Here is a 13,933-nt window from a genome sequence, read left to right as displayed (position 1 = left end):
CAGGCTCAGGGCCCGACGATTTACTGCGGAGCACTATCGGGCCTGGAAGTATTTTCCTTCGGAAAGGTGTGGTCGAGATGGGCCACTTGAGGCGTGAGGATCGACAGGAATGTTTCCGACCGGCCGATATAGATGATCGCCGCGCCGTCGATCCCGTTCAAAACCTCCGCCAGCGTATCCTGCGTCTGTTTTTCCAGCCCTTCCAGCAAATCGTCGATCACGAGGAATTTCGGCTTCAAAAGCAGGGCATTGGCAACACGGATGCTGGCCTGTTCATCCGAATCGAGTTTCTTGTCCCAACGGATATTCTCATCGAGACGCGAGGCCATTTCTCCAAGCCCGCATGCGGTGAGCACCGCGAGATAATCCGCATCCGTAAACCGGTGCGGCGCGCGCGGATAGGCGAGGATTTCGCGCAGTGAACCCGACGGCAGATAGCCGTGCTGGGCGATGAAAAGCGTGTCGGATTGTTCGGGCATCTCGATCCTGCCCTGCCCCCAGGGCCAGAGCCCCGCCATTGCCGCAAACAGCAGCCGCCTGTTCACGCCCTGCTCGCCGTTTATCATCAGCCGTCCGCCCGGCCCGACCTCGATCTCGGCCTCGCGCAACCTGAACCCACGCTCCATATCCTGTCCGCCCGCATCACGGCAGATCGTGACCGACTGCAGGCGGACCCTCTCATTCTCCGCACTGCGTTGCAGATCAATCGTCAGGCCGTGCTGTTCAACGCTGTCCATCTGGATAAGGGCATTCCGGAAGACGGAAACGCGCTGCAATGTCGCCTTCCAGCTGGCGATAGGGCCGAAATTGTCGATATACCAGCGCAGCGCCGTATTGACCTGGTTGAAGGCGCCGACGGCCATCATCAGCCCACCGAAGGTGAGGTTGCCGGAAAAATAAACGGGCGCCGCGATCAGGATCGGCGCCACCACCGCCAGCCAGCCATACCCTGCCGAGACCCATGTGAGATGCGTCAGCGCCATGGCAAGGCCCCGGATGACGCCGAGCACCGCGTCAATATCGATACCGATCCGACGCCTTTCGTTCTTCTCACCGCGCGCAAGGGCAATGGCGGCAAGATTTTCGCTCGCCCGCATCAATGAAAAACGCAGTTCCGCTTCTTTGGAATAACGTTCGGCATTCAGCCCGACCAGCCGATAACCGACGAGATTGCTGAGAAGCGAGGCGGAACCGGCATAAAAGATCGCCGCCCAGACCATATAGCCGGGGATAGCATAGGTATCACCGCTGATGGTGATGGTAAAACCGGCCGAGAGCGACCAGAGGACGCCGATAAAGCTGACGAGCAGGATCGTCGCGTTCACGAGACCGATAGAAAGCGCCGTACTGCTTTCCGCAAGGTTGCGGACATCGTCATGCAGGCGCTGGTCGGGGTTGATGGCGATCGTGCCGAAACCGGCAAGACGGGCGGCGCGACCCGGTTTCAGCCATTGATCCACCATATCCTTGGCAAGACCTTCGCGCATGTTCAGCGCCGTCATCTGGTTCAGCCAGGTCTGGATGACGTTGAGCAGCAGCAGCAGTCCCGCGATGATGGCGAAGACCTCGAGCTGATGAATGAATGCATCAAGATCGCGCCGTTCCAGGGCATTGTAAAACGGCGCATTCCATTCATTGAGCCTGATCTGCCCATAGGCGGTGAGCAATATCACCGTGAGCAGCGCGATCGACAGCAATATCAGCCGGGTGCGCACCGGCGATGTCCAGAAGGCACGCCCCATCATCCGCAGCTGGGCGGGAAAATCGAGATCGAAACCCGAAAGATTAGCCGCGCTCTTGCGCTGATCGTCGGTCACGGTTGTTGCCATTCATTCCATTCCGAAACGTCAGTCGGCAAAGAAAGCGGGTCGCGATTCTGCGCCTTGCGATGCCAAGCAATAACATGCTGTTTAACCTTGTCCACAATCCCGGCGAAATCTCCGCGACGGTGATTGAAAAGCCCGGGCAATTCTTCGTTCGGGCAAACATCGTGGTCTCAACCAACAATGCGATTGCCCCCGGAAATGATCCTTGCTTTCTTTTCCTGCATTGCACAAAATCCGAATAATTTCAGAGGGGCGGACAAACCGCATAAACCGGAAAAACCGGGCAAGGCAGATTAATGGCGATCAAAGCGAGCATTTATCATCTGACGCATTATAAATACGACAACCCGGTTCGCCTTGGACCACAGATCATAAGACTAAAGCCCGCCTCGCACTCCAGAACCCGCGTCATCAGCCATTCGCTCAAGGTTTCACCCTCCAATCACTTCGTGAACCTTCAGCAGGACCCCTACGGCAATTACCTCGCCCGTTTCGTTTTTCCCGAACCGGCCACGGAGTTTAAGATCGAGGTCGATCTTGTCGCCGATATGACGGTTTACAATCCGTTTGATTTCTTCGTGGAGGAAGAAGCGACAAAGTGGCCCTTCGATTATCCGCAGGAATTGCGTGACGATCTCTCCATCTACATGAAGCCGGAACCGACCGGCCCACTGCTCGCCGCCTTCATGGCCACCGTCGACCGCACACCGGGGCAACCGACTGTGGACATGGTCGTTGGCCTCAATGCCCGCCTGCAACAGGAGATCGGCTACGTCATCCGCATGGAACCCGGCGTCCAGACGCCGGAAGAAACGCTTGCCTCCGGCAAGGGGTCGTGCCGCGATACCAGCTGGCTGCTCGTGCAGGTTCTGAGGCACCTTGGCCTCGCCTCCCGCTTCGTGTCGGGATACCTCATCCAGCTGACACCAGACCTCAAGGCGCTGGACGGCCCATCCGGCACCGAGGTGGATTTCACCGATCTTCACGCCTGGGCGGAAGTCTATATGCCCGGCGCAGGCTGGATCGGCCTCGACCCCACCTCAGGTCTTCTGACCGGCGAAAGCCATATTCCGCTGGCGGCAACGCCGCATTACCGCAATGCCGCACCGATTTCCGGCGGCTATTACGGCCATGCCAACACGGAATTCGCCTTCGACATGCAGGTCCGCCGGGTTGCCGAAACGCCGCGCATCACCAAACCTTTTTCGGATGAAAGCTGGGAGGAACTCAATGCGCTCGGCCAGGAGGTCGACGAGGTTCTGAATAGCCATGATGTCCGGCTGACGATGGGCGGCGAGCCGACCTTTGTTTCCATCGACGATTTCGAATCCGACGAGTGGAACACCGGCGCGGTCGGGCCGACAAAGCGTGAAAAGGCCGACGCCCTGATCCGCCGCCTGCGTGAGCGTTTCGCACCGGGCGGCTTTTTGCATTACGGACAGGGAAAATGGTATCCGGGCGAAAGCCTGCCCCGCTGGACCTTCTCGCTCTATTGGCGAAAGGACGGCCTGCCGATCTGGCAGAACCCGGCGCTGATCGCCGAAGAGGGCGCCAATACAGGCGTCAGGGCGGAGGATGCGCAGAAATTGCTGGACGGCATAGCCAACCACCTCGGCATCGAGCCGGAGCTGGTGCTGCCGGCCTATGAGGATCCGGCCGAATGGATCATCAAGGAAGGCAGCCTTCCCGACAATGTCGACCCGTCCAATTCCAGACTGAAAGACCCGGAAGAGCGAAACCGCATTGCCCGCGTCTTCGAGCGGGGACTGACGACACCGACCGGCTATATTCTTCCCGTTCAGGCGTGGAATGCACGCGCCGCCGGCAAGCGCTGGATCAGCGAAAAATGGAAAACGCGACGCGGTAAAATATTCCTCGTTCCCGGTGATAGCCCGGTGGGTTACCGCCTGCCGCTCGGCACCCTGCCTCATGTGCCGCCATCCGCCTATCCCTATATTCATGAGGCCGACCCTTCGATCCCGAGAGGTCCGCTTCCCGATGTCCTGACACCATCGGGCCGCGCCATGCCTGAGGCTTCCTTCCAGGCGAGCGAGGGGGCGGGACAGGAGCGCATAGAGCAGACGCTCGGCGAAATCGGCGGCGCGGTGCGCACTGCCCTGTCCGTCGAGCCGCGCGATGGCCGGCTGTGCGTCTTCATGCCACCCGTCGAGCGCATCGAGGATTATCTGGAACTGATCGCCGCTGCGGAAGCGGCAGCAGCCAATCTTGGCTTACCCGTCCATATCGAAGGTTATGCGCCGCCCCATGACGAGCGTATCAATGTCATCCGCGTCGCGCCCGATCCCGGTGTCATCGAAGTCAACATCCACCCCGCCGCGGGCTGGAAGGACTGTGTCGATATCACCACCGCCGTTTATGAAGAAGCGCGCCAGTCGCGCCTCGGCGCCGACAAGTTCATGATCGACGGCCGCCACACCGGCACCGGCGGTGGCAACCATGTGGTCGTGGGTGGGGCGAACCCCAATGACAGCCCCTTCCTGCGCCGTCCTGACCTTCTGAAGAGTCTCGTCCTGCACTGGCAGCGACATCCGTCGCTCTCCTACCTCTTTTCCGGCCTGTTCATCGGCCCGACAAGCCAGGCGCCGCGCATCGACGAGGCGCGCCATGACAGTCTCTACGAGCTGGAAATCGCGATTGCGCAGGTGCCCGCACCCGGCGAGGGCGTGCCGCCGCTGCCGTGGCTGGTCGACCGCCTGTTCCGCAACCTGCTGACAGACGTGACGGGCAATACTCACCGCGCCGAAATCTGCATCGACAAGCTGTTTTCGCCTGACGGGCCGACCGGCCGCCTCGGCCTTGTGGAATTCCGCGGCTTTGAAATGCCGCCGAACGCACGCATGTCGCTTGCCCAGCAATTGCTGGTGCGTGCCCTCATTGCCCGCTTCTGGAAAAACCCGGTCGCCGGCAAATTCGTGCGCTGGGGCACAGCGCTCGCCGATCGTTTCATGCTGCCGCATCATATCTGGGCGGATTTTCTGGATGTGCTCGCCGATCTCAGGGAAAACGGCTTCGACGTGAAACCGGAATGGTTCACCGCCCAGCAGGAGTTCCGTTTCCCCTTCTTCGGCGAGGTGGAATATGAGGGCGCGAAGCTGGAACTGCGCCAGGCGCTGGAACCCTGGCATGTGATGGGCGAACAGGGCGCCATTGGCGGCACCGTGCGTTTTGTCGACAGCTCCGTCGAGCGCCTGCAGGTGCGGCTGGAGACCTCCAATCCCGCCCGCTACACCGTGGCGTGCAACGGCCGCGCCGTTCCGCTGACGCCGACGGAAAACCGCAGCGTTGCGGTGGCCGGCGTCCGCTTCAAGGCATGGCAGCCCGCCTCCGGCCTGCATCCCGTTCTGCCCGTCAATTCACCCTTGACCTTTGACATTTATGATACATGGTCGAGGCGATCGATCGGCGGATGCATCTACCATGTTGCTCATCCGGGCGGGCGCAATTACGAGACCTTTCCCGTCAACGGCAATGAGGCCGAGGCACGCCGCCTCGCCCGTTTCGAACCATGGGGGCATACGGCAGGGCAATATCCGCTACAGGCGGAAACCGTGTCGCCAGAATTTCCGCTGACGCTCGATCTGCGTCGGCCTTACGGAGTGTAAATTGTCCAAAGCCCCGGCAACGGAACGCAAAACGGAAACGAGCGCGCAACCGCGCGGGCTTGAATATTCCCCCTTGCCGGGCGTCGCTGACGAAATGCTCGATACCAACGGCAAGGTGAGGCCGGTCTGGAAAAACCTGCTCGATGCCCTGTCGCGCATGTCTGAACGGGAACTGCACGAGCGTTTTGCCCGCACAGACCGTTATCTGCGCGATGCCGGCGTGTTCTACCGCGATTACGGCAAGGGCAGCAGCGAAAGAAACTGGCCGATCTCCCATATTCCCGTGCTGATCGACGACAGGGAATGGGCCGTCCTTTCCGAAGGGCTGAAACAACGCGCCGATCTTCTGGAAGCCATGGTCGCCGATTTCTACGGCGAAAACCGGTTGGTGAAGGAAGGTTACGTGCCGCCGGCACTGATCGCTTCCAATCCGGAATATCTGCGGCCCATGGTCGGCGTAAAACCGGCAAGCGGCCATTATCTGCATTTCTGCTCGTTTGAAATCGGCCGCGGGCCCGATGGAAACTGGTGGGTGCTGGCCGACCGGACGCAGGCGCCCTCCGGCGCTGGTTTCGCGCTCGAAAACCGGGTGGCCACTACCCGTGCGCTGTCCGACATCTATGCGGAAACCCATGTGCACCGTCTGGCGTCGTTTTTCGGCGCTTTCCGCGATACGCTGCAGGCGCACCGGAAACACCCTGACGACCGCATCGCGGTGCTGACGCCCGGCCCCGCCAACGAGACCTATTTCGAACACGCCTATATCGCCCGTTATCTCGGCTTCATGCTGCTGGAGGGCGAGGACCTCACCGTCGTCAACGGCCGCGTCATGGTCAGAACCGTGGCGGGGCTCAAACCCGTCGGCGTTCTCTGGCGGCGTCTGGACGCTTCCTATTCCGATCCGCTGGAACTCAACCAGCAATCCCATATCGGCACGCCGGGCATGGTGCAGGCGCTGCGCAATGAAGCGCTGACCATCGTCAACGCACTTGGCAGCGGCATTCTCGAAACGCGGGCGCTGCTCGCCTTCATGCCGCGCATCTGCCGCCACATTCTGGGCGAGGAACTGAAGCTGCCCTCCATCGCCACCTGGTGGTGCGGGCAGGAGGCCGAGCGCCGCCATGTTGCCGGCAATATCGAAGGTATGGTCATCGGCCCGGCCTATTCGCGGATGCCTTTCTTTGACGATAACGGCCAATCCGTGCTCGGCTCTTCGCTGCGGGAAACGGCAAAGGAATCGATCAGCGACTGGCTTGCCTCCGACGGCCACAGGCTGGTCGGGCAGGAAGTGGTAAAGCTTTCAACCACCCCGGCCTATATCGAGAACAAGCTCGTGCCGCGCCCGATGAGCCTTCGCGTTTTTGCCGCCCGCACCCAGGATGGCTGGCAGATCATGCCGGGTGGCTTCGCACGGATTGGAAGCGGCGACGACGTTTCCGCAATCGCCATGCAATCTGGCGGAGGCGCGGCGGTTGTCTGGATCGTCAGCGACAAGCCGGTGGAACGCACCACGCTTCTGCCCGCAGAGGAGAGCTTCACCCGCAACATGCCCGGAAGCCTGCCAAGCCGTGCGGCCGACAATCTCTTCTGGCTTGGCCGTTATATCGAACGCTCGGAAGGCGCCCTGCGCATCCTGCGCGCCTGGCATGGACGTTATGCCGAATCCGCTGATCCACGCCAGCCGCTGCTCGCCCATGTGACGCATTATCTCGAAGCGCTGGACGTGGAGATGAACGATGCCGTGCCGGAAAGCCTGTTGAACAACATCAACAGCGCGCTTTATTCCGCCAGCAATATCCGCGACCGCTTTTCGCCTGACGGATGGCTGGCGCTGAACGATCTTGCCAAGACTGCCCGCCGCTTCCACGCGAAAGTGGCCCCCGGCGATGATGCCACCCATGCCATGACGATCCTCTTGCGCAAACTTGCGGGCTTTGCCGGTCTCGTGCACGAAAACATGTATCGCTTTACCGGCTGGCGTTTCCTGTCGATCGGCCGTTATCTCGAACGTGGCCTGCATATGACACGTCTTCTCGGCCATATGACCGGCCCGGATGCGCCTGACGGTTCCTATGACATGCTGCTCGAAATCGGTGACAGCGTCATGACCCATCGCCGCCGCTACAATGTCAGCACGGCCGGCCTGACCGTGACCGATCTTCTGGCGCTCGACCCGCTCAATCCCCGTTCGATCCTGTTCCAGCTGAACGAGATCCGCACCGAGGTGGAGCAGCTTCCGAACGCCTTCGTCAATGGCCAGATGTCGCCCTTCTACCGCGAGGCGATGCGCCTGCATTCCGGGCTGGCGGTCATGACGCCTGAAAACATGAACGGCGCGATCTATCGTCAGCTCGAAACCGATATGGAACATCTCTCCGATGTTCTTGCCCGAACCTATCTCGGATAATCCTATGCTCTACGACCTTTCCCTGCATATGGGTTACACCTACGACACACCGGCCCACGGCGCGCGCCACATCATCCGCGTTCTGCCGCTCTCCATTCCCGGCCGGCAGCGGCTTGTCGCCGGTTCCATCGATGTTTCGCCGACGCCGGAAGAACGTGTCGCCTTCGATGATTTCTTTCATCAATCGGCGACCTCGGTGCATCTGCGCGCGCCGCATGAAAAACTCGACATCCGCATGCAGGCCCGCGTGATGGTGGAGGCACCGGCGCTGACGGCGGATTTCTCTCCGGAGCTTTACCGCCTGCCGCAGGAGCTTGCCGATGTCTGGTCGCTCGATTCCCAGTCGCCGCACCATTTCATTGGCGCAAGCCCGAGGATTGGAATGGACGCGGCGATATCCGCCTATGCCCGGGAGTTGCTGAAACCCGGAATGACCATTCGCGAAATCGCGCGCTCTCTGTGCAAACGCATCCACAGGGATTTCACCTATGATGGCGAGGCGACGACGGTGGATACGACGCCATCGGAAGCCTTCAAGCTGAAGCGCGGCGTGTGTCAGGATTTTTCGCATATCATGATCATGGCGCTGCGCAGCCTCGGCATTCCCGCCGGATATGTCAGCGGCTTCCTGCGTACCATTCCCCCACCGGGCAAGGAACGGCTGGAAGGCGCCGATGCCATGCATGCCTGGGTTCGCATCTGGTGCGGCGAGGCAGCCGGTTATCTGGAGCTCGATCCCACCAATGATATCGTCGCGGGAAGCGACCACATCGTCGTCGGTTATGGCCGGGATTATTCCGATGTCGCCCCGGTCATCGGCGTCTTGAAGAGCTATGGCAACCAGCAGATAAAACAGGCCGTCGACGTCATCCCCGTCCAGTAATGATACGATGTGTATTATTGCGGCCATCGCGCGAAACAATTCTTGAAAATACTTTGAAAACTGCACCAAATTGAACGCTGCGTAAAATTGAACCGATCACGTTAGCGGATTCTACATCGTTTGCGGGTTTCCTGCGCTCAATCGAATATTCTAATCGGTGAGCACCACTATGACCGCCTCCGCACCTCACAAATTGAAGCGCCGTTTCCTTGCCGATAAGAGCGGCAATTTCGGCATGATGACGGCCATTCTGCTGCCGGTCCTGCTGGGTTTTGCCGGCGCCGGCATGGAGTTGGCGAATGTGATGCAGGTGAAAGCCGATCTGCAGAATACCGCGGATTCTGCAGCCCTTGCGGCGGCGACCGAGGCCCGTTTGAAAATGGGCGACCTGACGGACGAGCAGATCAGGGCAATCGCCAAGAACTTCATTGCGGCCCAGATGGAAAAGAACCTGACCGTGGAAGAGAAAAAGGAACTGGAGCAGAACTCTCCAACCGCTATCACGACGACGGAAAATGCCCGCGGCAAGACCTACACCGTCGAGACGACGATCAACCACCGGGTACAGCTCAACCCACTGCTGGGGTTCATTGGCGCCAAAACACTCGATCTTTCGGTAACCGGTACCGCAAAGAGCACCGTCAACAAGGGCGCACCGATCTCCATGTATCTGGCACTTGACCGTTCCGGTTCGATGTCATTCAAGACGGATACCATCGATACGAAAAAAACGTCATGCCAGAACTATACGGCTGACAACTGGAATAAATATCCCAATCTGGGCAAGACATCGCCCTGCTATGTCAACAAGGCCACGTCGCTCAAAACCGCCGTCGGGTTTCTGGTCGCGACGTTGAACAAGGCCGATCCGACCTATACCGCCAACGGCGGTTCCGAGCTCGTTCGCACGGGTGCGTCGGTCTATACACATGAGACCTATGCCGCGCAGACCATCAGCTGGGGCACCAGCAGCGTTGCCAGCTATGTCGACAAACAAATCCCGGAATTTCCGTCCGGCGGCACCGACGCCCGCAGCAGCCTGAACGCCGCATATAACGCCCTTAAAAAAGCCAACCCGGATGAAGCGAAAGCACATAAAACGAAGGGGAGTGAATCCTTCGAGCGCTATATCGTTCTCATGACCGACGGTGAAATGACGGGAAACAGCGCCGCGTGGAATTCGAGCATCGACCAGTCGGTACGCACCACCTGCGAGACTGCCAAGAAAGATGGGATCAAGATTTTCAGCGTCGCTTTCATGGCGCCGGACAAGGGTAAGTCGCTGCTGCAATATTGCGCATCCAGCATCGACAATTATTACGCCCCTGAAAACATGGAGCAGATCGTCACCGCATTTGGTGAAATCGCCCGCAAGGCAGCCGGCAGCATGGCCACGCTGACCAACTGACAAGCGCACAAGGAAATCCCCGGGGCGATATTGCTTCGGGGCTGATGTTGCCAGACTGCATGGCTGGCAAGACACGCACGGCAGGTGACAGCGGCGGCGGCCCGTGGCATAGGAGGGCCGCTCCCATTCACAGGCCCTGTCATGATCCGCATCGAAAATATCAGCAAGTCGAACAGTCACCGCATTCTCTACATCGAGGCCTCCGCCGCGCTCAATCGCGGCGAGAAGATCGGTCTTGTCGGTCCGAACGGCGCCGGAAAGACCACGCTGTTCCGGATGATAACGGGTGAAGAGCAGCCCGATGAGGGCCAGGTCGTTGTCGAGAAGGGCATGACGGTCGGTTATTTCGATCAGGATGTCGGTGAAATGTCCGGCCGCTCTGCCGTCGCCGAAGTCATGGAAGGCGCAGGCCCGGTCAGTGAAGTGGCAGCCGAACTTCGCGAATTGGAAGCAGCCATGTCCGATCCCGACCGGATGGACGAGATGGACGCCATCATCGAACGCTACGGCGAAGTGCAGGCGCGTTATGAGGAGCTGGACGGCTACGCACTGGAAGGCCGCGCCCGCGAGGTGCTGGACGGGCTGAGCTTCAGCCAGGAGATGATGGACGGCGATGTTTCCAAGCTTTCCGGCGGCTGGAAGATGCGCGTGGCGCTTGCCCGCATTCTTCTGATGCGCCCGGATGTGATGCTGCTCGACGAACCCTCGAACCATCTCGATCTTGAAAGCCTGATCTGGCTCGAGGACTTCCTGAAGAATTATGACGGCGCGCTGCTGATGACCTCGCATGACCGCGAATTCATGAACCGCATCGTCACCAAGATCATCGAAATCGATGCCGGCAACCTCACCACCTATTCCGGTGATTACGGCTTTTACGAACAGCAGCGCGCGCAGAACGAAAAGCAGCAGCAGGCGCAGTTCGAACGCCAGCAGGCCATGCTCGCCAAGGAAATCAAGTTCATCGAACGCTTCAAGGCCCGCGCTTCTCACGCTTCGCAGGTGCAGAGCCGTGTGAAGAAACTCGAGAAGATCGACCGCGTCGAGCCGCCAAAACGGCGTCAGACAGTTGCTTTCGAATTCGCGCCGGCGCCTCGCTCCGGCGAGGATGTCGTGGCGCTGAAGAAGGTCAACAAGGCCTATGGCAGCCGCACGATCTATGGTGGGCTGGACTTCATGGTGCGGCGCAAGGAGCGCTGGTGCATCATGGGCGTCAACGGCGCTGGAAAGTCGACGCTGCTGAAACTGGTGACCGGCACGGCGGAACCGGATTCCGGCAATGTCACCCTCGGCGCCAGCGTCAAGCTTGGCTATTTCGCCCAGCATGCCATGGATGTGCTGGATGGCGACAGCACCATTCTCGAATGGCTGGAGGAGCGTTTTCCGAAGGCGGGTCAAGCGCCGTTGCGCGCCCTTGCTGGCTGTTTCGGCTTTTCCGGCGACGACGTGGAAAAACGCTGCCGTGTTCTTTCCGGCGGTGAAAAAGCCCGTCTCGTCATGGCCGCCATGCTGTTCGATCCGCCGAACTTCCTCGTGCTGGACGAGCCGACGAACCACCTTGATCTCGACACCAAGGAAATGCTGATCAAGGCCCTGTCGGGTTATGAAGGCACGATGCTCTTCGTTTCGCACGATCGCCATTTCCTGGCTGCGCTCTCGAACAGGGTGCTAGAACTGACGCCTGATGGTATCCACCAATATGGCGGCGGCTATACCGAATATGTCGAAAGCACGGGACAGGAAGCGCCGGGCCTTCGCAGCTAAGCCACCTGCCGGACCCACCGCCCTGTAACGGCAGCTTTCGTTTGGAGACTGGAGAAACAGATGCGGATCGTGGTCTACAGCGCCAAACCCTATGACAGGCAGTTCCTTGACGCCGCCGCCCGCCCTGGCATGCGGATGCAATATTGCGAAGCACGCCTGTCTCCCGAGACCGTGGCGCTGGCGGAGGGAGCGACGGCGATCTGCGCCTTCGTGAATGACGACCTGTCGCGACCGGTGCTTGAGAAGCTGGCGGAAATGGGTGTTCGGCTCATTGCTCTACGTTGCGCCGGTTTCAATCAGGTCGACCTCGCCACTGCCGAAAAGCTCGGCCTGACCGTTGCGCGCGTCCCGGCCTATTCGCCCTATGCGGTTGCCGAACACACCATGGCGCTCATCCTGTCGCTCAACCGCAAGATTCACCGCGCCTATAACCGTGTCCGTGAAGGAAACTTCGCCCTTGATGGGCTGCTTGGCTTCGATCTTCACGGCAAGACCGTCGGCATTGTGGGTACGGGGAAGATTGGGGCGATTTTCGCGCGCATTGTGGCCGGTTTCGGCTGCCGTCTCGTCGGCCACGATCTCCGGCCAAATCCCGATTGCGAGGCGCTGGGCATGGAATATGTCACGCGCGAGGAACTGTTCCAGACATCGGACATTCTGGCGCTGATGTGCCCACTCACACCGGAGACCCGTCACCTCATTCGCAGGGAGACACTGCCGCTGCTAAAAAAGGGCGTGATGCTCGTCAATACCAGCCGCGGCGCCATCATCAACACGCAGGCCGCGATTGCGGGTCTGAAAGACGGCACGATCGGCAGCCTCGGCATCGATGTCTATGAAGAAGAAGCCGATCTCTTTTTCGAGGACCTTTCCAATGACGTGCTGCGCGATGACGTTTTCGCCCGATTGCTGACCTTCCCCAATGTCCTGGTGACCGGCCATCAGGGCTTCTTCACGCAGGAAGCCCTCACGAACATCGCGGACACCACGATCGGCAATATCGAGAGCTTTTTCAGAACCGGCAGGGCGTTGCATGCCGTTTCCACGGAACAGTTTGCCGGCCCAGCCTAGTATCTCCTGCCAGAGTCGGGAAGATTTTAATGCCATCCTGCCCGACTTCTGCAGGAAAGCGGGTAAAATTGGTATGATCATTGAGTTTTATTGAAATTCATCATACATATTTGACAGGCTCCACGCCTGCCTCGATTTTAATGCATGGTGACCGACGTGCCTGAACAGCAAAAACAGCGCAGCAAATCCTCCGGTTCTCTGGTCAGCAGAGTTAGCCTCAGCCTGAGAAACGCGATTGCCTCAGGGCAATACGGACCCGGTGACCGCTTGCCCAGCGAAATCGAGATGACGGAAACCCATGGTGTCAGCCGCACCGTCGTGCGCGAGGCGGTCACGGCGCTACGCTGCGACGGGCTGGTAGAAGTTCGCCAGGGGGCAGGCATTTTCGTGCTGAAGCGTGAAAAGGAAGCGCCCCCCCCGCCGGGTACCGCCCGCCCCCGCCTCTCTTCCGATCTGGAAGTGCTGGAAATCAGGACGCCGCTCGAAATCGAAGCGGCGGGGCTCGCCGCCCTTCGCCGCTCGCCATCGCAGGAGGAGGCGATTTTCGACTGTCACGCCCGGCTTCTGCAATGTATCGAAGAAAACCGCTCCATTCGCGAAGCCGATCTCGCGCTGCATCTGGCCATTGCGGCCGCCACCAACAATCCGCTCTTCACACAGTTTCTCGGACTGCACGGCCAGGCCGTGATTCCACAATCGCGCGTGGTTTCCGAAACCGCGGAGAACGACCAGACAGCTTACCGGCGATTGATCCACAAGGAGCATGAAGCCATCGTCATCGCCATATCCGACCGAAACGAACAGGCCGCGAAGCTGGCGATGCAGGCGCATCTGCGGGGCAGCCAGCACCGCTACCGCGACATGATGCGAGACCTGCGCGGCATCGCGCACAGCTAAGGGATTTCCGGTAAACTGCGTCGTCGCTCTATGCTCTGAAGGGCGCGATCAGGA

Annotated in this window: 8 protein-coding genes; 7 read left to right on the top strand and 1 reads right to left on the bottom strand. The window is 59.9% G+C overall.

All coding sequences use genetic code 11. The annotated features are described in order from the left end of the window. Nucleotides 1-20 precede the first annotated feature (20 nt). Nucleotides 21-1,829, bottom strand: coding sequence for an ABC transporter ATP-binding protein/permease (locus ASB65_RS04085; protein ID WP_003506033.1), 1,809 nt, complete (start codon nucleotides 1,827-1,829; stop codon nucleotides 21-23). Between the two features lie 293 nt (nucleotides 1,830-2,122). Between ASB65_RS04085 and ASB65_RS04075 the strand changes: the two genes are divergently transcribed. From ASB65_RS04075 to ASB65_RS04045, 7 genes are all read left to right on the top strand, one after another. Next, a complete protein-coding gene (locus ASB65_RS04075) occupies nucleotides 2,123-5,449 on the top strand; it encodes a DUF2126 domain-containing protein (protein WP_060723104.1) in 3,327 nt (1,108 codons plus the stop codon). 1 nt (nucleotide 5,450) lies between these two features. Then, nucleotides 5,451-7,856 carry a circularly permuted type 2 ATP-grasp protein gene (locus ASB65_RS04070; protein ID WP_060723103.1) on the top strand — a complete coding sequence of 802 codons (2,406 nt, stop codon included), beginning with the start codon at nucleotides 5,451-5,453 and terminating at the stop codon, nucleotides 7,854-7,856. Between the two features lie 4 nt (nucleotides 7,857-7,860). After that, nucleotides 7,861-8,739, top strand: a complete 879-nt coding sequence (locus ASB65_RS04065; protein ID WP_060723102.1) for a transglutaminase family protein — start codon at nucleotides 7,861-7,863, stop codon at nucleotides 8,737-8,739. Between the two features lie 169 nt (nucleotides 8,740-8,908). Continuing rightward, nucleotides 8,909-10,147 (top strand): vWA domain-containing protein, encoded by a 1,239-nt coding sequence (locus tag ASB65_RS04060; protein WP_003506025.1) that lies wholly within the window; start codon nucleotides 8,909-8,911, stop codon nucleotides 10,145-10,147. Between the two features lie 141 nt (nucleotides 10,148-10,288). Next, nucleotides 10,289-11,911 (top strand): ABC-F family ATP-binding cassette domain-containing protein, encoded by a 1,623-nt coding sequence (locus ASB65_RS04055; protein ID WP_060723101.1) that lies wholly within the window; start codon nucleotides 10,289-10,291, stop codon nucleotides 11,909-11,911. Nucleotides 11,912-11,971: 60 nt separating this feature from the next. Beyond that, nucleotides 11,972-12,982 carry a 2-hydroxyacid dehydrogenase gene (locus ASB65_RS04050; protein ID WP_060723100.1) on the top strand — a complete coding sequence of 337 codons (1,011 nt, stop codon included), beginning with the start codon at nucleotides 11,972-11,974 and terminating at the stop codon, nucleotides 12,980-12,982. A gap of 144 nt (nucleotides 12,983-13,126) precedes the next feature. Further along, nucleotides 13,127-13,879 (top strand): FadR/GntR family transcriptional regulator, encoded by a 753-nt coding sequence (locus tag ASB65_RS04045; protein WP_081088403.1) that lies wholly within the window; start codon nucleotides 13,127-13,129, stop codon nucleotides 13,877-13,879. The last annotated feature ends 54 nt before the right edge of the window (nucleotides 13,880-13,933 follow it).

This window comes from Agrobacterium tumefaciens str. B6 (genome assembly GCF_001541315.1).
Classification (GTDB): domain Bacteria; phylum Pseudomonadota; class Alphaproteobacteria; order Rhizobiales; family Rhizobiaceae; genus Agrobacterium; species Agrobacterium radiobacter.
The sequence above is the reverse complement of the archived record's forward strand: the minus strand, read 5'-3'. Positions and strand labels throughout refer to the sequence as shown.